This is a genomic window from Synechococcus sp. UW69 (assembly GCF_900474185.1).
In the GTDB taxonomy this organism is placed as follows: Bacteria; Cyanobacteriota; Cyanobacteriia; order PCC-6307; family Cyanobiaceae; genus Parasynechococcus.
Genome location: NZ_UCNW01000009.1, coordinates 17089 through 38146 on the forward strand (window position 1 = coordinate 17089; position 21058 = coordinate 38146).

The window sequence follows — 21058 nt, forward strand, 5'->3', positions numbered from 1 at the left end:
GGCTCAGGCCGTCACGGGCTCACTAGACGAGGTTGATGATGCCAGCTGACCTGTCTTGCGGTCCACCGCACCGGCGCAGAGCTTGCCACTCAGCACGGCGCCTTCCATCGATGCGAGATAGCGCTGCATCGTGTAATCCCCGGCCAGGAAGAAGTTCTTGATTGGGGTGGTCTGATCGGGGCGCAACTGCTGACAACCAGGGGTCGTTTTGTAGACGGACAAAGGGGTCTTCACGACTTTGTATTTGCGCAGTGTCGCGGAATTTTCACCACCAAAATGCATCGGGAACAGCTTTGTGAGCTCGCCCATGGTGGCCTCGATGATCTCTTCATCAGGACGACCAATCCAGTCTTTGGCTGGCGCGAACACCAGCTCGAGCATTGACTTGTCGGGGTCTTCATACTCCCTGCAAGTGATGCTCATGTCGGCGTAGACGCTGAGCAGGGGCGACCGGCTGAACAACAGATGGTCGATATCGGTGAGCTTGCGATCGAACCAGAGGTGCAGGTTGATCACGGGCACACCACGCAGACCATCGAGCTTGCTGAAGACCTCCATCTGCTTCCAGGGCTCGGGCAAGAGCAGCTTGAAGGGATCAACAGGCAATGCACTGACATAGGCATCAGCGGTGAGATCGAAGCTCTCCTTGCCCTTCAAGCCGCCGATATGGAAGGCCGCTACAGAACCATCCTCATTGAGCTTGATCTCCCGCAGGGGACTATCGAGATGCACTTCCCCTCCGAGTGATTCGATGTGCTCGACCACCGGCTGGCAAAGCCGCTCCGGGGGCGCGCCATCGAGGAAAGCCATCTTGGAGCCGTTCTTCTCCTGCAGGAAACGATTGAGCGCCGTGAGCACAACCGTGGCAGAGATTTCATCGGGATCGATGAAATTCAGCGCCTTGCTCATCGCTAAAAACACTTCATCGTTCACCCGTTCGGGAATGTTGTGGACCCGCAGCCACTCGGTCCAGGAATACTTGTCGCACTCTTCGACATACCCCTGACCCCGGAGCATCGCAGGCACAAGGCCCAGGCCGAAACTGATTTTCTCAGGCCAGCTCAACATGTCGTTGTTTCCCAGGATCGCGGCCACACCATTCACAGGGGCTGGCAGATCAGGAAAGTCAAAGCGGCTGTAGGTGCCTGGTTCGTCCTGCTGATTGAAAATCATCGAGTGGCTCTTCCACTGCAGCCGGTCTTCGATGTTCAGCTCTTTAAAGAGCTGCAGCATGTTGGGGTAAGCGCCGAAAAAGATGTGCAGGCCGGTCTCGTACCAGTCGCCGTCTTCGTCTTTCCAGGCTGCGACCTTGCCGCCGAGAACATCCCTGGCTTCGACGACGATCGGCGTGTGGCCGGCATCCGCCAGATATTTGGCACAGGAGAGTCCTGCAAGACCAGCTCCGGCAATAGCGACGCGCATGCGGCCGTCTCAAAAGTGAAACCAACCTTAAAAGGGCTTGACCCCCGTTCGCTTCTTAAAGTCGTGACAGCTTTCCCGTGAGCGCGTCTTGGCTGACACCCTTCTGAAGTGCACCACCCGCCACGTGCGCCTGTACACAGCGGCCCTCCAGGATGAAGATCTCGTCCCTTCGGACGACCAACTCACCTTGGATCTGGATCCCGACAATGAATTCCTGTGGGACGACGCCAGCCTCACCAAGGTGCAAGGACGCTTCAAGGAACTGGTGGATGCCGCGGCCGGCGGCGAACTGAGTGACTACACCCTGCGCCGCATCGGCACCGACCTGGAGGGATTCATCCGGCAGCTGCTGCAGGCAGGAGAACTGAGCTACAACACCGATGGCCGTGTGCAGAACTTCTCCATGGGCCTGCCCCGCACCCCTGAACTGTTGTGACCCGCTCGCGGTACGACCGAGGTAGTCGCGGGCCACGGGACAGCCGTTACGACCGGTCTGAGCGGGATCGTTACGACCCCCCGCAGCGTGGTGGATACGGGCGACCACCAGGTCCCCCACCGGGAGGTGGATCTCAGGGCCCCTTCCAATTCAGCACCCTCACCGTGGCCGTTTTGGCTGGCGTTCTTGTGGTGGGAATCGGCATCGGCAGTGCTGTCACCAGCACGACTCAAGGTGACCAGGGCAACATCGCCAGTTCCCAGCAACTGGATATGGCTGTGCCAGACCCGGAATTCTGCCGGCAGTGGGGGGCGAGCGCCTTCGTCATGGACATCGAGATGTACACAACGCTCAACCCTTCCAGCAGCTTCGTGACCCAGCCAACGCTGCAACCGGGTTGCGTCATCCGCCGGGAAAACTGGTCGGTGCTGCGCAAGGAGGGGGCCATCAGCTCCGAGCAGGAGCGTGAATGCAAGCAACGGATGAACACCTTTGCCTACATCGGCTCTGTGCGGGACAAACCTGTGGTGCGCTGCGTTTACCAAACCGACATCACTCAGAACAAATTCCTGACCCGGGGCGTGGCTGACGACTCGGTCGGTTTGACCCCAGAAGCAGATCAGTTCTGAATCAGCGGCTCCCCCCTCACTTCAGGCACAGCTTTTGGTGCCTGGCGTATGGGGCTGTCGGCACTGGCAAAGACAGGTAAGACGTCATTGCGAAAGGCCACCGAGGCCCGTGAGCAGTAGCGGGCGGGATGGGTGATCAGCTTGAGCTGGCGCCGCACCTGCAGATCGGCCACTTGAGGGCGGTGAATCGTTCCCGCCGATAACTCCCGCTCAATCGACACCACGGGAACAAAGGCGGCACCAAGGCCCGCCTGAACTGCATTCTTGATCGCTTCCAGCGAATTCAGTTCCATGTCGATGCGCAGGCGCTGCACATCCAGGCCGGAGCGGGCCAGGAGCTGATCGACCATCTTCCGGGTGGTCGATTGCGCATCCAGGCAGACGAAGCCCAGGCGATAGAGGTCTTCCTTGGTGAGTTCAGCCAGTCGGGCCAACGGGTGTTTCACCGGCAGCACAAGCGCGAGCTCGTCACTGGCGTAGGGAACCACCTGCAGCAGTTCATTGAGTTCCGCCGGCAATTCACCGCCAATAATGGCCAGATCGATCTGGCCATTGGCCACACTCCAACCGGTTCTCCGGGTGCTGTGGACCTGGAGCTGCACCGACACCTCCGGGTATTTCTGGCGGAACAAGCCGATCATCCGAGGCATCAAGTAAGTGCCGGTGGTCTGACTCGCACCGACAATCAGGGACCCACCTTTGAGGTTGTGGAGATCATCCAAAGCCCGACAGGCTTCATGGCACTGGCTGAGGATGCGGTCGCAGTAACTCAGCAGCAAATGGCCGGCTTCCGTTAGCTGTGCCTTGCGCCCGCCGCGATCGAACAGCGACACCTCCAGTTGCTTCTCCAGGTTCTGGATCTGAAGGCTGACGGCGGGCTGGGTGACGTAAAGACTGTCGGCGGCTTTCTTGAAGCTGCCCTCGCTAACAATCGCGCGAAGGATCCGCAGTTGGTCGAGGGTGAACGGCAGATCGGCCACCGCGGAACACCCGGGGGAACGTTTGAAATTTAGGACTGCCGGGGCCGCCAGCCAGAATCACGCCCTTCCCAGGCAGCCCCTATGGCCTCCACCCACCACAGCAGCATCGTGATGTTGGTGCTGCTGATCCTGTTTGCGGTGATTCACAGCGGTGGGGCAGCACTGCGCACCCGAGCTGAGGCCGTGATCGGAGCACGGGCCTGGAGACTGATTTTCGCCGCGGCAAGCATTCCCTCGGCCGTGGTGGTGATCGGATGGTTCCTGGCCCATCGCTACGACGGGGTGCGGCTGTGGAATCTTCAAGGCGTCCCCGGGATGGTGCCTGTGGTGTGGATCGGAACAGCCGTCAGCTTTTTCTTTCTCTACCCAGCCACCTACAACCTGCTGGAGATCCCGGCGGTGCTGAAACCGCAGGTGCGTCTTTACGCCACAGGGATCATCCGCATCAGCCGGCATCCGCAGGCCATCGGTCAAATTCTCTGGTGCCTCACCCACGGCCTCTGGATCGGCAGCAGCTTCATGCTGGTGACCTGCGTGGGCTTAATCGGTCATCACATATTCGCCGTCTGGCATGGCGACCGGCGGTCGAAAACTCGCTTCGGTGAAGCCTTTGATGAACTCAAGGCCAACACCTCCATCGTGCCCTTCGCCGCGGTTCTGGATGGACGCCAGCAGCTCCAGTGGCAGGAATTCGTCCGACCCGCGCAACTCGGCATCGCCATCGCCGTCGGCATCTTTTGGTGGGCCCATCGCTTCATTCCGACCGCTGCAGGGTTGATGCGCAATTCAGCACTCCAGAACCTCCTGGGCTGAGCTGCCTACACTCGCTTCAACCTGCTGCTTGCGGATGCCCTCGGCCGAGGAACTCGCCTGGCTCATTCCCGTTTTGCCCCTGTTCGGCGCCGTGCTGACCGGGTTGGGATTGATCAGCTTCAACCGCACGATCAACCGATTGCGCAAACCCGTTGCGCTGCTGTTGATTTCCTGTGTCGGTGCAGCTGCGGTGCTGAGCTACAGCATCCTGTTCAACCAGCTCAATGGGGCCCCACCGGTCGAGCATCTATTCGTCTGGGCCAGTGCGGGCAGCTTCGTTTTGCCGATGGGCTACGTGGTTGATCCGCTTGGGGCCGTGATGCTCGCGCTGGTCACCACCATCGCCCTGCTGGTGCTGGTGTATTCCCATGGCTACATGGCTCACGACAAGGGCTATGTGCGCTTCTTCACCTACCTGGCTCTGTTCAGCAGCTCCATGCTGGGGCTGATCATCAGTCCCAATCTTCTGGAGATCTACGTCTTCTGGGAGCTGGTGGGCATGTGCTCTTACCTGCTAGTGGGCTTCTGGTACGACCGCGATGGTGCCGCCCATGCAGCCCAGAAAGCTTTTGTGGTGAACCGAGTCGGTGACTTCGGCCTGCTACTGGGAATTCTTGGCCTGTTCTGGGCCACCGGCAGTTTTGATTTCCAGGGCATCGCCGATGGTCTGCAGAACGGCCTGGCCAATGGAACGGTGGCCCCATGGGCAGCACTGCTGCTCTGCTTGCTGGTGTTCATGGGTCCGATGGCCAAGTCGGCTCAGTTCCCCCTACATGTCTGGCTGCCCGATGCCATGGAGGGTCCGACACCCATTTCAGCCCTAATTCACGCCGCCACGATGGTGGCTGCAGGGGTGTTCCTGGTGGCCCGCCTCGATCCGCTGTACGCCCAATTCCCCGTCATTCAAACGGTGATTGCCGTCGTCGGCACGATCACCTGCTTCCTGGGGGCCTCCATCGCCCTCACCCAGATGGACCTCAAGAAGGGGCTGGCTTACAGCACCGTCTCCCAGCTCGGCTACATGATGCTGGCCATGGGTTGTGGAGCCCCGGTTGCTGGCATCTTTCACCTGGTGACTCATGCCTTCTTCAAGGCCATGCTGTTCCTGGGTTCTGGCTCCGTGATCCACGCCATGGAAGAGGTGGTGGGTCACGAGCCCGTGCTCGCCCAAGACATGCGGCTGATGGGTGGCTTACGCAAAAAGATGCCAGTCACCTCGATCACCTTCTTCATCGGTTGCATCGCCATCAGCGGCATTCCTCCCCTGGCTGGCTTCTGGAGCAAAGACGAAATCCTTGGTCAAGCCTTCAACAGTTACCCCCTGCTGTGGGTGGTGGGCTTCATGACTGCGGGAATGACGGCCTTTTACATGTTCCGCCTGTACTTCCTCACCTTTGAAGGGGAGTTCCGCGGCAACGACACCGCCATGCAGACCCAACTGCTCACGGCAGCTGGCAAGGATCCTGCGGAACATCATCCCCATGGCGGCAGCGTGCACGAGTCCGCCTGGCCCATGGCAGCACCCTTGGCGGTGTTGGCGGTGCCTTCGGTGCTCATTGGTCTTCTCGGAACACCCTGGAACAGCCGCTTTGCAGGGCTGCTGAATCCTGAGGAAGCTCTCGAGATGGCAGAACATTTCAGCTGGGGGGAATTCCTGCCACTGGCGGGGGCTTCAGTGGCTATCTCCGTCGCCGGCATCACCCTGGCTGTTTTGGCCTATGCCCTGCATCGGATCGATCTGGGTGAAATGGTGGCCGGCCGCTTCCCCACGGTGAATGCCTTCTTCGCCAATAAGTGGTATCTCGATGTGGTCAACGAGAAGTTGTTTGTGCGAGGCAGCCGCAAACTGGCCCGAGAGGTTCTCGAAGTGGACGCGAAGGTGGTTGATGGTGTCGTCAACCTCACCGGACTTCTCACCCTTGGGAGCGGCGAGGGTCTGAAGTATTTCGAGACCGGACGCGCTCAGTTCTATGCCCTGATCGTGTTCGCTGGCGTGATTGCTCTGGTGGTGCTGTTCGGCGTCATCGGCGGACCGATCTCTTAAGTCTCAATTGCACATGTGTGTCATCGCCTATCGAGGTGATGACACAGCGCCCATGATTTCTACGATCCAACCAGTAAGGGTCGGATTCAGAGCGTGTTCGAATTCGCAGTCGCCGGACTTGGCGACCCGGTGCAGGCCACAGTGCCATGGCTGAGCCTATCGATCCTGGTTCCGATCGTGGGTGCACTGCTGGTTCCTCTCGTTCCCGATGAAGGGGACGGCAAAAAGGTGCGCTGGTATGCCCTGATCGTGACGCTGATCACCTTTCTGATCACCGTTGCGGCGTACCTGACCGGCTATGACCCCAGCCTGAGTGGCCTGCAGCTGTCCGAACGGGTGAGCTGGCTGCCCGATCTGGGGCTCACTTGGGCGGTTGGAGCGGATGGGCTCTCGATGCCGCTGATTCTGCTCACCAGCTTCATCACAACCCTGGCTTGCCTGGCTGCTTGGCCGGTGAGTTTCAAACCGCGCTTGTTTTATTTCCTGCTGCTGGCCATGGACGGCGGCCAGATCGCCGTCTTCGCGGTGCAAGACATGCTGCTGTTCTTCCTGGCCTGGGAGCTGGAGCTGATCCCGGTGTATCTACTTCTGGCCATCTGGGGCGGCAAGAAACGCCAGTACGCAGCTACAAAATTCATTCTCTACACCGCTGGCAGCTCCCTGTTCATTCTTTTGGCCGCCTTGGCCATGGGATTCTTCGGCGGTGGCACCCCAAGCTTTGAGTACACCGCTCTTGCCGCCAAGGACTTCGGCACGGGCTTTCAACTGCTCTGCTACGCCGGGCTGCTGATCGCCTTCGGCGTGAAACTGCCGATCGTGCCGCTGCACACCTGGCTCCCGGATGCCCATGGCGAAGCCACCGCACCGGTGCACATGCTTCTGGCCGGCATCCTGCTGAAGATGGGGGGCTATGCCCTGCTGCGGTTTAACTGCGAACTGCTGCCAGCGGCCCACGCTCAGTTCGCACCGCTGCTGATTGTGCTCGGGGTGGTCAACATTATTTACGCCGCCCTCACCTCTTTCGCCCAGCGCAACCTGAAGCGAAAGATCGCCTACAGCTCGATCAGCCACATGGGTTTCGTGCTGATCGGCGTGGGCAGCTTCAGTGCCCTCGGCACCAGTGGCGCCATGCTCCAGATGATCAGCCACGGGTTGATCGGGGCCAGCCTGTTCTTCCTCGTGGGTGCCACCTACGACCGCACCCACACCCTTCAGCTCGATGAGATGGGGGGCATTGGCCAGAAGATGCGGATCATGTTCGCGCTGTGGACCGTTTGTGCCCTCGCATCCCTAGCTCTGCCAGGCATGAGTGGATTCGTCAGTGAATTGATGGTGTTCGCAGGTTTCGCAACCGATGAGGCCTACACCCTGCCTTTCCGCGTGGTGATCTGCGCACTGGCCGCTGTTGGCGTGATTCTCACGCCGATCTATCTGCTCTCGATGCTGCGGGAGATCTTCTTCGGCAAAGAGAAGGAGGAGCTCGTGTCCCACACCAACCTGGTGGATGCGGAGCCGCGTGAGGTGTACATCATCGGTTGCCTGCTGGTGCCGATCATCGGAATTGGGCTCTATCCCAAGCTGATGACCGACAGCTACCGCAGCTCAATTGAAGCCCTGGTGAACCGAAACCTGGGCGCCATGGAGCAGGTGATGTCACCAACGGCCCCCTTGATTCGAGGCCAAGCAACGGTTCCGGCAGTGATCCAGGCCCCCATGGTGGGCACTTCATAAAACACGTATCGATTCTTGTTCGGGAGCTGCCAACTGTCCGTAAGTTGAATTATCGCTCCTCCAGAACATGCGCCAGATCAACTTCGGCCTGATCTTCTCCTTTGGATTGATCACCGTGTTTTTCACGCTGGCGAACACCAACGCAACCACCGTGCATGTGTTGCCAGGCATGGAATACACCCTGCCTCTAGCCGGGTTATTGCTTCTGGTGGCTGGATTCGGTGCAGTAGCGGCGTGGTTTTTTGCCGCCTGGACGGGAATGCTCAACAACGTGGATCAATTCTCCAAAGCCAACGAATTTGAAGCGCAGCAGGTGCGCATCCAAGAGCTGGAAACCGACCTCAACCGCTATCGCTCCACCGTTGAAACCCAGTTGGGTCTCCTCCCCGCCGCCACCTTGACCACCAGCGCTGCCGAAGGTGATGAATCCGACGACAACTCGGCCGACTGAGGCCTGATCGCGCTGATGAATCGCTGAAACAACCCCCTGGCAGCAACCGTTTGCGCCCGATACCTTGCCGGGAGAGGGTGAATTGACTTGCTCCAGGTGGCTCCCAACGACGGCGCTGATGCTGGAGCCCGTCTCGCGATCCGGCTGTTGCAGGACGCAGCGGAGAGTGGAGAACTCGATCCGTGGGATGTCGATGTGATCGCTGTCATCGACGGATTTCTGGATCAACTCAGACAACGCATCGAGGTTCCCGGTCAGGTGGCTGCCGTCTTGGCCGGACGGGGCGGCAGTTATGAACGGGACCTAGCCGAAAGCAGCGAAGCCTTCCTGGCCGCCTCTGTACTGGTGGGGCTCAAAGCAGAAATGCTCGAGGCCAGCATGCTGCCCCCCGCCCCGGAGGTCGAAGACCACTTCGACGCAGACTTTGATGGGCAGGGCTGGCTTGATCCCGCCTTCGATCTGCCCCGACGGCCGGAGAAGCACCTGCTGCGGCGGCCCGTAGCTCCACCGCCATTAAGACGCCCCGTCACCCTTGGGGAGCTGATCGAACAACTGGAATCGATCGCAGAGCAACTGGAATCGGACGAACTGGAGGCGCGACGGCGGAAACGGCAGAAGCGCTACAGCAACCGTGAAGCCATCGCCCAGGTCGCTGGACTGGCCCACCGCGAAAAACTCCCGGAAACCACCGCAGCGCTTGGGGTGTTTCTCAACGGTTGGGAGACTGCCCTCGACTGGGTGGGCTTCGATCAGCTCGTGGAGCGTTGGGAGGTCGCCGCAGCCGCTGACCTTGACCGTGACCGAGTCGGGGTGTTCTGGGCTCTGCTGTTTCTCTCCTCCCAAGGCCGGGTTGAACTCGAGCAGGAGGGCTGGCTTCACGGCCCATTGCGACTGAAATTCATCCCTGCCAGTGGCACCGCGACACAACTACCGATCCGCAGCCTTCAGGTGCCAGATCCGTCGCCGACCCGGACAGTCGTAGCGGCTTAAGACCGGGTCTATGGTCACTACCTTGTACTGACCCCCGTGAAACGCCAATGAAGGCGATGATTCTGGCGGCTGGCAAGGGGACGCGGGTTCAACCGATCACGCATGTGATCCCCAAGCCGATGATTCCAATCCTGCAGAAGCCGGTGATGGAATTCTTGCTGGAACTGCTCAAGGAGCACGGTTTCACCGAAGTGATGGTGAACGTCTCCCACCTCGCCGAAGAGATTGAAAATTACTTCCGGGATGGCCAGCGTTTTGGCGTTGAAATTGCGTACAGCTTCGAAGGACGGATTGAAGACGGAGAACTGATCGGCAACGCGCTGGGATCCGCCGGCGGACTCAAAAAAATCCAGGACTTCCAGCACTTCTTCGACGACACCTTCGTGGTGCTCTGCGGTGATGCACTGATCGATCTTGATCTCAGCGAAGCCTTGCGTCTGCACCGTGAGAAGGGTGCCATCGCCAGCCTTGTCACCAAGCGGGTCCCCAAGGATCAGGTGAGCAGCTACGGCGTTGTGGTCACGGATGACCAGAACAGAATTTCAAGCTTTCAGGAAAAACCCAGCGTTGAGGAAGCCCTCAGCGACACCATCAACACCGGCATCTACATTTTCGAGCCGGAAATCTTCGAGCACATCCCCTCGGGCCAGCCCTTCGACATCGGCTCTGATCTGTTCCCGAAACTGGCCGAGCTCGGGGCACCCTTCTATGCCATTCCGATGGATTTCGAATGGGTGGATATCGGAAAGGTTCCCGACTACTGGCAAGCCATCCGCAGTGTGTTGATGGGCGATGTGCGTCAGGTCGGAATCCCCGGCAAGGAGGTGCGCCCCGGGGTTTACACCGGCCTGAATGTTGCCGCCAACTGGGACAAAATCAACGTCTCCGGACCCGTTTACGTGGGCGGAATGACCAAAATCGAAGACGGTGCAACGATCATCGGACCCACCATGATCGGCCCGAGCTGCCACATCTGTGAGGGTGCCACGGTGGACAATTCGATCATCTTTGACTATTCGCGCATCGGCGCCGGCGTCCAGCTTCTAGAGAAGCTGGTGTTCGGCCGCTATTGCGTGGGCAAGGACGGCGATCACTTCGACCTGCAGGAAGCATCCCTCGACTGGTTGATCACCGACGCACGGCGTCAGGATTTAGTGGAACCGTCCCCCCAGCAGAAAGCCATGGCTGAGCTGCTGGGTACGGATCTCACCCAGGCAGCGAGCTGAGTCCGGCTCGATCCAGGATCATCGGGATACGCTCCTCCGCCTTGATCGCCATCAAGTGCACACCACTGACGATGCCGAGATAACGCTTCACCTGCTCAGCGGCGATGGCCACCCCCTCCATTGCGGGATGCTCCGAACACTCAAGCCGATGGATCAATTCATCGGGGATGCATGCCCCGGGCACAACACGGTTAATGAACCGGGCATTCTTGGCTGACTTCAGCAGAAATACACCGGCCAGCACCGGCAGACCCAGGGGCGCAGCCAGCTCATGCTGAAAGCGCTCAAGAGCTGAAGGATCCATCACCATCTGGGTTTGAACGAAGCGGGCTCCCGCGGCCTGCTTGCGATGCAACCGGCGCTGTAAACCGCTCCAGCTCCTGGATTGCGGATCGGCGGCACACCCGGCGAACAGCGTGGTCTCCCCGTCCGGCAGGGTGCCCTGAACGGGATCGACACCGCTGTTGAGAGCCTGCACCTGCTGCAACAGCTTCACAGACTCGAATTCATTGACCGGACGCGCATCCGCCTGGTCTCCCGCGCGCACCGGATCTCCGGTGAGACACAACAGATTGTGGATCCCCAACGCGTGGGCCCCAAGGAGATCAGCCTGCAGGGCGATGCGGTTGCGATCCCGACAGGCCATCTGCAAGACGGGCTCCAGACCGGCCTCAAGCAGCAACTTGCAGGACGCCAGGCTGCTCATGCGCATCACGGCCCGGCTGCCATCGGTCACGTTCAGCGCATGAACGCGGCCCCGCAGCGATTCAGCCATGGACAACATATGCGTCGGATCTCCACCACGAGGCGGCATCACCTCGGCAGTGAGGACCTGATTGCCGGCCTCAATCGCGCGCTGAAGCGCCGTCCTCAAATCCCGTTCCATTTCACCGGCCCACTATGCAGGATCGGAGCAACGGTCCGGACTAGCATGAAACCATCGGTGGTCACTCATGTCCTCCCTCGACGGAATTGATCCCCTTGGTATCTCCCTCTCAGCCAGGGAGGTCGAGATCATTGAACTCGTGGCAGAAGGACTGACCAACCAGGAAATCGCCGACCGTCTCACCATCAGCAAACGAACGGTCGACAACCACGTGAGCAACGTGTTCACCAAAACCGGTTCCAAGAACAGGGTTGCTCTACTCAACTGGGCGATGGACAACGGCAAGATCTGCCGGGACGGCTTCAATTGTTGCGTCCTTCCAGAAAACGATCCCCCCTCACCCTGATGGTGGAGATGACAGGTTCAGGAAGACTTTGCAAAGAGCTTGGACCGACAGGAATCCGAAACAAGGTGGCGTATTCGAGGCAAGCCTCAACACTTGATCCCGCAAAACGGAGCATTCCAGTTGTGTCGTAAAGACCCACCACTGGAAACGATCACCGGTCAGAACCCCTAAAACCTAAAGGAAATCTGAAGATAAATCCAGTCCGGCCTTAAATCCAGCCAAAACGGCATCGATCCTCCAGCGGCCAATCCTGAATCGGGTGCTGCGACAGCACCGCATTGCTCCAACGGGACTCCCCTGTGATCTCCTGACCGCACCAGGGCGGAATCACCAGGTCAACCTGAGCCGATGCAAGCTCCACCTCCGCCAGCACCAGGGGCGCATTCTCCCCCTGAAAACAATCCACAACCCAGTCTCCACCAGGGCAATCCAGCTGATGACGGACTTTTTCCAGACGGTGCGGAGCCAGATCCCAGAGGGCTTCGGCATCCGCCACCGGAATTGGATATTCGAACTCGTGGCGTACCAGACCAACGGCATCAGCAGCAGCTTTAAGGGTGAGCCAGGCCTCATCCATCCCGCGCAGTCGCATCCGGACCGTCACACCCTCAGCACTAGCGGCCAGGTACCCCTGTCGTAGGGCCTGTCCGGGGCCGGCACTGCTGCGCCAGGCGTCAGAACGCACCAGAAAACGCCGTTCGATCTCCAGAGCCATGGATCAATTCTGGGACGGCTGCGCCGCCTGCAGGCTTCCCGCCCAGTGAAGCTTGTGCGACAGCGTTCTGTAATAGGAGGGACTTTGATTCAGCAGCACCATCAGGGCATGGTGACGCGCCTGCTGAACGACACAGCACTCGCCTGGTTCCAGAACTGTGCAGCCCACACCGTCCTTCCAGAGCTTGATGCGGTGATCGCCGGCACCCAAGGGCCAGATCGCCAACCTTGCCCGGGGTGGCACCACCAGCGTTCGGCTGGAAAGACTCATCGGGCAGATCGGGGCGACGATGATGGCATCAATGCCGGGATGCAGGATCGGCCCTCCCGCCGCCAGGGCGTAACCGGTGGATCCGGTCGGCGTGGACAGGATCAGGCCATCTCCACGCACCTGGTCAACCACTTCTCCATCGATCTCCAACTCCAGGGTGCAAGTGGGCGAAATCTCATCGCGATAGGCCCTCAGATAGAAGTCGTTGAAGGCCCAGTGGTGCTCTTCGTCATCTTCCAGATCCGGCTGTTGCAACAGGCCAGGGGACGCCGTTCGTTCTTCAGCGGAGCGGCGATCGACCATGGCCTGAAGCATCATGCGCCGTTCGATCGCGAACTGATCGTCCTGAAGTCGCTGCCAGATCTGATCGCCACGCAACACCCGGCGATCGTGGGTGAGAAAGCCCAGATGGCCTCCCACATTGATGCTCAGGATCGGAATGTCATGCACCGCAAGATGGCGGGCAGCCCCAAGAACCGTGCCATCCCCGCCCAGCACCAGAGCGAGGTCGGGCAAGGCATCTTCAACAGCCAGCAAGCCAGGGAAAGGGTTCACCCTCGGCCCTGACATCGCGGTCACAACATGTGTTCCAAGGGCTTTCAGCTCCTTGGCGCATTGGCGAGCTTCCCTCTGAGCCGGCTGACTATCGGCCCGATAGATCACCCAGACCCGATCGAGACGCATGATCCAGGTGTGCGGGAATTACCAGCGCAGCAGGTTGAACTGCTCCATGTCGACGGTAACGCGATTGCGATAAAGCGACAGGAGGATCGCGAGACCGACCGCAGCTTCAGCGGCAGCCACCGTGATCACAAACACAGCGAACACCTGACCTCGGATCAGATCGCCATCCACAAAGGATGAGAAGGCCATCAGATTGATGTTCACGCCATTAAGCATCAGCTCGATGCTCATCAACACCCGAACGGCGTTGCGGCTATTGATCAGTCCCCAGACACCGATGCAGAACAACATTGCGGCCACCAGGAGGTAAGCCTGCAGGGAAGGAAGCGTTGAAAGGAAATCGCTCATCAGTCCGCTCGGTTCATCAGCAAGGGGGTACGGGCCTTCTCGATCAGGCCCTGGTCAGCAACTTCACCGGTGACCACATCGGTAGCCAACACATCGCGGCGGGCCAAAACGATCGCTCCGATCATGGCCATTAGCAGCAGCACTGAAGCCACCTCAAACGGCAAGAGGTAATCAGTGAAGAGGTGTTCACCGATGCGCGCGGTGGCCTCTTCGCCCACGGCGGCGGGGCCTGGAAGCGACCAAGGCGTGGTCACTACAACGCGGACCAGCAGAGCCAGCAGACCGGCGCAGACGCCAGCTGACACCACCCGTCGGGTGGTGAGGTTGGCGATGGCCTTCAAATCCTCCCGTTTGTTCACGAGCATGATCGCGAACAGGATCAGCACATTGATTGCCCCGACATAAACCAGGATCTGGGCAGCGGCCACGAAGCTCGCATTGAGCAGCAGATAGAGCCCTGCAACAGCTGTGAACACACCGCCAAGCAGAAAGGCGGAATAGACGATGTTGCTGAGCAGCACCACACCCAGGGCACCAACCACCACAACGGCAGACAGCACCAGGAAACAGATCAGCTCGGTGGTGGTCGCGATGGTCATGCGTCGCCCTCCTTGTCCTCACTGGAGGATTGTCCCTCATCCTTGGCGGCTGGCTTCTGCGGCGGCGTGAGGGTCTCCAGAACCTGGGAGGGAAGTTGGCCGGCCCGCGGGCGATCTGCAGGCACGGTGTGTGGATCCAACTCACCTGCGGGGAGATACGCCAGCTCGCGCAATGGAATCACCGAAGGATCCGTGGTGACGCTGGTGGGTAGCCGCCCTAAAGCAACGTTGTCGTAATTGAGGCTGTGGCGATCAAACGCAGCCAGCTCATATTCCTCGGTCATCGAGAGGCAGTTGGTGGGGCAGTACTCCACGCAGTTACCGCAAAAAATACAGACGCCGAAGTCAATGGAGTAATTGCGAAGCTCCTTCTTCTTCGTGGCCTTGTTCATCACCCAATCCACCACCGGAAGGTTGATCGGACAGACCCTGACGCAAACCTCGCAAGCGATGCACTTATCGAATTCATAGTGAATTCGACCCCGATAACGCTCGGAGGGAATGAGCTTCTCGTAGGGGTACTGCACCGTGACCGGACGGCGCTGCATGTGGTCAAACGTGACCGAAAATCCTTGGGCCAGATTCCGGGCTGCATCGACCGCATCCCGGGTGTAATCACCGACCTGTTTGAGGAAGCCGAACATGGTCTGAAGGGGAGAGAACGAAGCTGAGCCGGAGTGCAATGAATGCTAGGTAGTAAAACCTAGCCACCGAACGCAACAGGGAAGGCGAGCTTGAGGGCCGCAGTCACCAGGAGATTGACCAAGGACAGGGGCAGCAGGAACTTCCAGCCCAGGTCCAGCAGCTGGTCAATGCGCACGCGGGGCGTTGTCCAGCGCAGCAGGATGGCCACAAACACCAGCAGATAGGCCTTCAGCACAGTCATCACAATGCCGACAGCACCAGTAATGACCTGCACCACTGGGGCGTCAATGGGCTGATGAAGCCAGTCGGCCAGCCACTCGACGGGAATTGGGAAACCCCAACCACCCAGATAGAGGACGCTGACCAGAATGGCGGAGAGCACCAAATTGATGTACCCGGCCAGATAGAAGAGGGCAAACTTCATGCCCGCGTATTCGGTCTGGTAACCGGCAACCAACTCTTCTTCGGCTTCAGGGAGGTCGAACGGAAGCCGCTCGCACTCAGCCAGGGCACAAATCCAGAAGATCAGGAAACCCACCGGCTGACGCCAAATGTTCCAGCTGAGGATGCCTGCTCCGGTCTGCTGATCAACGATGTCGACGGTGCTCAGCGAGTTGGTCATCATCACCACGGCCAGCACAGCTAAAGCCAGGGGGATCTCGTAGCTGATCGACTGCGCTGCGGCCCTTAGACCGCCGAGAAGGGAATACTTGTTATTCGAGGCATAACCGCTCATCAGCAGACCGATGGGCTGAATGCTGCTGAAGGCAATCCAAAGGAAAATGCCCACGCCCACGTTGCTGATCAGCAGGTTCTGGCCGAAGGGGATGATCAACCAGGAGATGATCACCGGCACCACCACCAGAATCGGGCCAAGGGTGAACAGCAGGCTGTCGGCCCGCGCCGGAATGATGTCTTCCTTGACCAGAAGCTTGAGGCCATCGGCCAGAGGCTGAAGCACGCCGAGGGCACCGGCGTACTGAGGTCCGATCCGTTGCTGAACGGCGGCCGAAATCTTGCGTTCCAACCAAACCGACACGAGCACACCCACCACTGCAGCCACCAGGACCAGCAGCATGGGCAGTGGCAGCCAGAGCAGTCTCGCCACCTCTGGAGAGAGGCCTAAACCTTGCAGCGCCTGGCTAAAGCTCAATTCCAGGTCAAGTCCCGGACTCACCATGGTGTCGACGGAAGTGGGTGCAACTTAGGCGGCCGGAGCCGAAACTCGCTCCTCGATGGGCATCCAGGAGCGTGGCTGTGAGCCGGAATAGATCTGCGAGGGCCGAAAAATCCGGTTCGCCCCCAGCTGCTCACGCCAATGGGCCAGCCAGCCGGCGACCCTGGCGATCGCGAAGACTGGCGTGAACAGATCCCTGGGAATACCGAGCTTGCGGTAAACGAGCCCGGAATAGAAATCCACGTTGGGATAGATGCCTTTCGGGCCGAGCCGGGATTCCGCTTCCTGCTCAATCGCCCGGGCCACGTCGTAGAGGTCGTCATGGCCAAAGCTGTCAAACATCTCCTCAACCAGCGACTGAAGGATCACAGCGCGGGGATCTTTGACCTTGTACTCACGGTGGCCGAAACCCATCACCTTCCGCTTCGACGCGACGGCATCGTCGAGGAAGGCGCCGGCGTTTGCAGGGCTTCCAACTTGCTCCAGCATGGCGAGAACATCTTCATTGGCCCCGCCGTGAAGCGGTCCCGCCAGGGTGCCGACTGCAGAGGCCACCACGGCATAGGGATCCGTCAGGGTGCTGGCGGTGACACGGGCACTGAAGGTGCTCGCATTGAGGCTGTGCTCGGCATGAAGCATCAAACAGCGATCAAAAATCCGCGCCGCCAGGGGATCAGGCTCCCGCTCCGTGAGCATGTACAGGAAATTGGCGGAATAGGCCAGATCATCCCGAGGCTGAATCGGATCCTGGCCTTTGCGAATCAACTGAAACGCCGCCACCATCGTCGGGATCTTGGCAATCAGACGCACCACCGCGTCATAGATGTATTGCGGGTCGTCAATGGCCCGCCGGGAATAAAACAGGCCGAGGGATGCTGCACTCGATTGCAGGGCATCCATCGGATGGCCGCTGGCCGGGAAGCACTTCATCATGTCCCGCACCCGGAAGCTGACACGCCGGTGCATCTGCACCGCGTGCTCAAACTTCGCCAACTGATCGCGGCTCGGCAGCTCTCCCCAGATCAGCAGGTAGGCCGTCTCCAGAAAGCTGCTGTTGGCTGCCAGATCCTGCATCGGGTAGCCGCGATAGGTGAGCAGCCCCTGGTCTCCATCGATATCGCAGATGGCCGACTGGGTCGCCGGAACACCGTCGAGGCCTGGCCGCAGTTCGATCCCGGTCCGCGCATGGCGCAGGTCTCCTGTCTGCTGCTGGGCCAACACCTGAATGCCTCTATCAGCAACCTAAATCGTCAATCAACAGTGCCGGGCGAAGCAAGGTCTGCAACTGCCACTGGCCCGCCGAACAATGCAGCTGGATCACGCCGGCTTTCTTCAATAGCAGGCCACCAGGGGGACACCCCAGAAGCATGCAGGCCAGATCTCCAAGATCCGGCTCATGGCCCACCAGGCCGAGCCGTCCATCGACCGAGCTCAGCAGCGTTTCAAGGGCCCCTCCTGGTTTGAGGCGTTCATCCACCGCAAGGCCTGAGGCGAGCCCTGCCTCTAGGGCCAGTTCCGCCGTTTGCCGTGCCCTGCGGTAGGGACTGGACAACAGGCGATCCAGCCTCAGCCCCCGTCGCACCAAGGCTGCCATCACCATTTGCGTGCGCTGACGCCCAGCTGCGGTGAGGGGGCGATCCGGATGATCCCGCCCCGCCTGGCGGGGTTCTGCGATGCCATGCCGCAGCAGAACCAGTTCAGCCGAGTTCGAGGCGGGCATGCAAAGGAATCTCGGTGCCGCTCTGCTCCAGACGATCAGCGTCGACGGCGAACGCCAGACCCCGGACCTGGTCCTGCAAGGGCCGACCGGCCATCACCTGCAGCAGCCCCCACGGCCGCCATTGCCCCAAAAGTGATCGAGCCGGGGCATCCGCCAAAAGAAGAGCCTGCACGGGTTGGGAGGCCGATGCGAGCTCCTGCCACTGGTTCACGCGAGGCTGAAGGGCACGGCCGTTCTGGCGCTGCGCCAGAGCCATCAACGACTCACCCCACCAGTTCAGAGAGGACGAGCTGACCTGAGCCACGGCCAGCTGGGCATCCACTCCAGGCTGGCGTCCCCGCTGGCGAACAAGACGCGTCCACACACTCAAGACCTCACCATCTCCGTCCAGCTCAGACCGGGTCAGGCCTTGCTCCTGCAGACGTGCATCCACCGCATCCCTGGCGGGACTTTGAGAGCGCGTGGCCAAGAGCCAGCCCTCGGACTGGTCTTGCCAGAGGAGAGGGCCGTCATCGGACTGAACAACAGCATCTGCAGCCGGCTGGTCCCGCAACTGCTGCGCGAGAACCGGGCCGAACCACTGGGCCAGCGGATGGCTTTCGCCCGGATCCAACAGACGTGCTGGACTTTGCAGCTGCGCCAGCCAACGGCCATGTCCACCAGCCGAGGCGGTCAGATCCGTCAGGTCAGGCCATGGGGCGGAAGCAATAGTTTGCTGGAACCCGAGTCGCCCATCCACCGCCAGGGTCGAACCCTCCGGCCGAAGCGAAGCCACAAGGCCGTTCAGATCCTCGCGTTGGGCCACCACCTCAGGAAACTGCAACCAATGCTGAAGGGCGTGTGGCGATGCCGTCAGCAGCGCCACACCCTCACCGAGATCAGCGACCTGACGCTGCAGACGTTCATCCCCCAGCTGATGCTGATCCGGAAGCTGGGAGACATCGAGGGCCTGCTCCAGCACGCCCCGGCCTGAGGCCACCAAGAGCAGATCGTCATCGATCAAGGCCGTGGCCAGAGGTTGGGGGTCATGCCCCACCAAGGCCCCCTGGCCGCTGATCACACCGATGCCGCGGTAACTGCTGATCTGCAGATCGGTGCCCGCCAGGCTGCGGGTCTGCCAGAACCGTTGCAAGAAGCGCCTGGCGCCATCGTCATCCCGACTGGTCAAGGCCAGAACCCAGCCGGCGCTGGAGGCCCCATCGGTGAGGGTGAGACTGACTTCCTCGCCAAGCCAGGGCTCCAGCTCAAGACCGAACTGCAGGCCCGCCAAGGCGAAGACCCCCTCACGCCACTGCCGTGCACCATCGCGGGCATCGCGGCGTTCCGAGGCGGGGGCGACGGCCTGGGCATAGGCAGGCAGACGCCTGGGATCAGCCAGCCAGTGCAGGGATAAATCGGCATCCCTCGGCACAAAGCGAGCCGCCCGGGGCAGACGCAAAGGCTGCTCAGCCAGGTGAAGGGGGCTCTGGCGATCCATGGTCCAAAGCAGACCAGCAGCCAGAAGAAGCAGCGACAGCAGCACAGCGCCGGCAGCGCTGAGGAAGGGGCGGGCCTTCATGGGCCGGCGTTCTCGGATCCCTTCATCTTTGTCCATCAACGCAGAATGGCGCCATGGGCCAATCCCAACCACAACCAATCCAAGCCTCCGAATTGCAGAAGTGGCTGCAAAGTGAGCAGCCTTCACCCCAGCTGGTGGATGTGCGTGAGGCGGCTGAGCTCGCGATCGCACCTTTCCCCGGCGCAGTTCTGCACCGACCCCTAAGCCAATCCAATGAATGGCTCACGACGCTGCAAGCTGACCTCAAACCCGATCAAGCGGTGGTGGTGGTTTGCCATGCAGGCGTTCGCAGCTACCACTTCGGCCTGTGGCTGCTGGACCAGCCCTGGGGCCTCGAGGTATGGAACCTTGAGGGAGGAATTGATGCCTGGAGCCTGCAGGTGGATCCCAGCGTTCCCCGCTACTGATGAGCAAGCCCCTGTCCCTTCGGCAAGAACAGGTGCTTCAGGCGACGGTGCACCATTACGTCGACACCATGGAGCCGGTGGGAAGCCGCACCCTGGTGCAACGCTTCGGCATCCCCGCCAGCTCAGCCACCGTTCGCTCCGCCATGGGAGCTCTGGAACGTCGTGGTCTGCTGCATCAACCACACACCTCAGCCGGACGCATTCCCAGTCCGATGGGATACCGGCACTACGTGAATGCTTTGCTGCCGGAACCCGGCGTTGCCGTTCAGCACCTGGAACGGGAGCTCACGGGCCTGAGCCTGCGCTGGGCGGGTCTCGATGACCTGCTGATGCATCTGGCACGGCGACTGACGGATTTCACCGGTCTGATGAGCCTGATCACCCAACCTCAGCAGGAGAACCGCCAACTGGAGACGATCCGTCTGGTGCCGAGTGGTGATCGACTGCTGGTGATGCTGGTAGAAGCCAATGGCAGCGCAAGCCATCTCAACCTGCGCCTGCCGCACGGCGCCGAAGCCGAGCTCACAGCGATGGAACGCTGGGCGTCGGCGCAGCTCGAAGAGGGCGACCTGAACTGGGAGGCACTACCCAGGCAGTTGCAACGCAGCGGCGCTGTGCTGCGCAGCGCCCTCGACCAGCCCACCCCCACCATCAACCCCACGTCTGTTGTGGTGCATGGCCTCTCCAGGCTGGTGAGCGAACCGGAATTTGAAAGCACGGCAAGCCTTCGACCGCTGCTGGAACTGATCGACGAAGAACCCTGCACCTTGATCAGTCGCGGTGCATCCGCACGGGTGTGGATCGGCGACGAGCATCCGCAGCCTGCGTTGGAGGCGTGTGCGGTGGTTCAAGCCCCCTATCGCTGCAACGAGGGGCTCGGGCACGTGGCCCTCGTGGGTCCCATGCGCATGGCCTACGCCACGGCACGCGCTGCGGTGCAGCGCGTAGCCCGACATCTTGAGTTGCTGCTGGCTTGATACC

The 21058-nt window shown here is 60.5% G+C and carries 23 protein-coding genes; 11 read left to right on the forward strand and 12 right to left on the reverse strand.

Annotated elements, in window-relative coordinates; genetic code table 11:
• Nucleotides 1-3: 3 nt before the first annotated feature.
• Nucleotides 4-1422: a 15-cis-phytoene desaturase gene (pds, locus tag DXY29_RS07735; RefSeq protein WP_115024421.1), complete on the reverse strand. Its 1419-nt coding sequence runs from the start codon at nt 1420-1422 to the stop codon at nt 4-6.
• Nucleotides 1423-1510: 88 nt separating this feature from the next.
• Between pds and DXY29_RS07740 the strand changes: the two genes are divergently transcribed.
• A complete protein-coding gene (locus tag DXY29_RS07740; RefSeq protein WP_115024423.1) occupies nt 1511-1858 on the forward strand; it encodes an NAD(P)H-quinone oxidoreductase subunit M in 348 nt (115 codons plus the stop codon).
• Nucleotides 1855-2487, forward strand: a complete 633-nt coding sequence (locus DXY29_RS07745; RefSeq protein ID WP_115024424.1) for a DUF3172 domain-containing protein — start codon at nt 1855-1857, stop codon at nt 2485-2487. Before DXY29_RS07740 ends, DXY29_RS07745 begins: the two co-directional genes overlap by 4 nt.
• Here DXY29_RS07745 and DXY29_RS07750 read toward each other — a convergent pair.
• The gene (locus DXY29_RS07750; protein ID WP_115024426.1) at nt 2478-3467 is read right to left on the reverse strand and encodes a LysR family transcriptional regulator; all 990 of its coding nucleotides are present in this window, start codon (nt 3465-3467) and stop codon (nt 2478-2480) included. The genes DXY29_RS07745 and DXY29_RS07750 overlap by 10 nt on opposite strands.
• Before the next feature lie 81 nt (nt 3468-3548).
• On the opposite strand from DXY29_RS07750, the gene DXY29_RS07755 reads away from it, so the two are divergent.
• The 6 genes from DXY29_RS07755 (at nt 3549) to DXY29_RS07780 (ending at nt 10722) form a co-directional block, all read left to right on the forward strand.
• Nucleotides 3549-4280: an NnrU family protein gene (locus DXY29_RS07755; RefSeq protein ID WP_115024428.1), complete on the forward strand. Its 732-nt coding sequence runs from the start codon at nt 3549-3551 to the stop codon at nt 4278-4280.
• A 34-nt stretch (nt 4281-4314) separates the two neighbouring features.
• Nucleotides 4315-6324 (forward strand): NAD(P)H-quinone oxidoreductase subunit 5, encoded by a 2010-nt coding sequence (locus DXY29_RS07760; protein ID WP_115024430.1) that lies wholly within the window; start codon nt 4315-4317, stop codon nt 6322-6324.
• A gap of 93 nt (nt 6325-6417) precedes the next feature.
• On the forward strand, nt 6418-8055 hold the full coding sequence (locus DXY29_RS07765) for an NAD(P)H-quinone oxidoreductase subunit 4 (protein WP_115024432.1): 1638 nt from the start codon (nt 6418-6420) through the stop codon (nt 8053-8055).
• Nucleotides 8056-8122: 67 nt separating this feature from the next.
• Complete coding sequence (locus DXY29_RS07770) at nt 8123-8506, forward strand: lipopolysaccharide assembly protein LapA domain-containing protein (RefSeq protein ID WP_115024434.1); 384 nt, start codon at nt 8123-8125, stop codon at nt 8504-8506.
• An 87-nt stretch (nt 8507-8593) separates the two neighbouring features.
• Nucleotides 8594-9496, forward strand: coding sequence for a segregation/condensation protein A (locus DXY29_RS07775; protein ID WP_115024435.1), 903 nt, complete (start codon nt 8594-8596; stop codon nt 9494-9496).
• A gap of 47 nt (nt 9497-9543) precedes the next feature.
• Nucleotides 9544-10722: an NDP-sugar synthase gene (locus DXY29_RS07780; protein WP_115024437.1), complete on the forward strand. Its 1179-nt coding sequence runs from the start codon at nt 9544-9546 to the stop codon at nt 10720-10722.
• Here DXY29_RS07780 and DXY29_RS07785 read toward each other — a convergent pair.
• Complete coding sequence (locus tag DXY29_RS07785; RefSeq protein ID WP_115024439.1) at nt 10703-11608, reverse strand: methylenetetrahydrofolate reductase; 906 nt, start codon at nt 11606-11608, stop codon at nt 10703-10705. The two genes, DXY29_RS07780 and DXY29_RS07785, sit on opposite strands and share 20 nt — an antisense overlap.
• 67 nt (nt 11609-11675) lie before the next feature.
• Here DXY29_RS07785 and DXY29_RS07790 point away from each other — a divergent pair, with 67 nt between their 5' ends.
• Nucleotides 11676-11954 (forward strand): response regulator transcription factor, encoded by a 279-nt coding sequence (locus tag DXY29_RS07790; protein WP_115024441.1) that lies wholly within the window; start codon nt 11676-11678, stop codon nt 11952-11954.
• A gap of 208 nt (nt 11955-12162) precedes the next feature.
• Here the strand turns inward: DXY29_RS07790 and DXY29_RS07800 are convergent, their stop codons facing one another.
• The 9 genes from DXY29_RS07800 to DXY29_RS07840 are packed head-to-tail and all read right to left on the reverse strand — an operon-like array spanning nt 12163 to nt 19706.
• Nucleotides 12163-12669 (reverse strand): CYTH domain-containing protein, encoded by a 507-nt coding sequence (locus DXY29_RS07800; RefSeq protein WP_115024444.1) that lies wholly within the window; start codon nt 12667-12669, stop codon nt 12163-12165.
• A gap of 3 nt (nt 12670-12672) precedes the next feature.
• Nucleotides 12673-13623, reverse strand: a complete 951-nt coding sequence (locus DXY29_RS07805) for an NAD(+) kinase (RefSeq protein ID WP_115024446.1) — start codon at nt 13621-13623, stop codon at nt 12673-12675.
• Between the two features lie 18 nt (nt 13624-13641).
• Nucleotides 13642-13971 (reverse strand): NADH-quinone oxidoreductase subunit NuoK, encoded by a 330-nt coding sequence (gene nuoK, locus DXY29_RS07810; protein WP_115024448.1) that lies wholly within the window; start codon nt 13969-13971, stop codon nt 13642-13644.
• Nucleotides 13971-14570 carry an NADH-quinone oxidoreductase subunit J gene (locus tag DXY29_RS07815; protein WP_115024450.1) on the reverse strand — a complete coding sequence of 200 codons (600 nt, stop codon included), beginning with the start codon at nt 14568-14570 and terminating at the stop codon, nt 13971-13973. The genes nuoK and DXY29_RS07815 overlap by 1 nt, the downstream gene beginning before the upstream one ends.
• A complete protein-coding gene (ndhI, locus tag DXY29_RS07820; RefSeq protein WP_115024452.1) occupies nt 14567-15214 on the reverse strand; it encodes an NAD(P)H-quinone oxidoreductase subunit I in 648 nt (215 codons plus the stop codon). The genes DXY29_RS07815 and ndhI overlap by 4 nt, the downstream gene beginning before the upstream one ends.
• Nucleotides 15215-15273: 59 nt before the next feature.
• Complete coding sequence (nuoH, locus tag DXY29_RS07825; protein WP_170952200.1) at nt 15274-16392, reverse strand: NADH-quinone oxidoreductase subunit NuoH; 1119 nt, start codon at nt 16390-16392, stop codon at nt 15274-15276.
• Between the two features lie 27 nt (nt 16393-16419).
• Nucleotides 16420-17610, reverse strand: a complete 1191-nt coding sequence (locus tag DXY29_RS07830; protein WP_115024456.1) for a citrate synthase — start codon at nt 17608-17610, stop codon at nt 16420-16422.
• 16 nt (nt 17611-17626) lie between these two features.
• Entirely contained in the window at nt 17627-18112 is a 486-nt protein-coding gene (locus tag DXY29_RS07835) for a histidine phosphatase family protein (protein ID WP_115024458.1), read from the reverse strand.
• The gene (locus tag DXY29_RS07840) at nt 18090-19706 is read right to left on the reverse strand and encodes a DUF3352 domain-containing protein (RefSeq protein WP_115024460.1); all 1617 of its coding nucleotides are present in this window, start codon (nt 19704-19706) and stop codon (nt 18090-18092) included. The genes DXY29_RS07835 and DXY29_RS07840 overlap by 23 nt, the downstream gene beginning before the upstream one ends.
• 17 nt (nt 19707-19723) lie before the next feature.
• Here DXY29_RS07840 and DXY29_RS07845 point away from each other — a divergent pair, with 17 nt between their 5' ends.
• Together DXY29_RS07845 and DXY29_RS07850 are read left to right on the forward strand one after the other, a co-directional pair.
• Complete coding sequence (locus tag DXY29_RS07845; protein WP_115024462.1) at nt 19724-20077, forward strand: rhodanese-like domain-containing protein; 354 nt, start codon at nt 19724-19726, stop codon at nt 20075-20077.
• Nucleotides 20077-21054, forward strand: a complete 978-nt coding sequence (locus tag DXY29_RS07850) for a heat-inducible transcriptional repressor HrcA (protein ID WP_115024464.1) — start codon at nt 20077-20079, stop codon at nt 21052-21054. The genes DXY29_RS07845 and DXY29_RS07850 overlap by 1 nt, the downstream gene beginning before the upstream one ends.
• Nucleotides 21055-21058 lie beyond the last annotated feature (4 nt).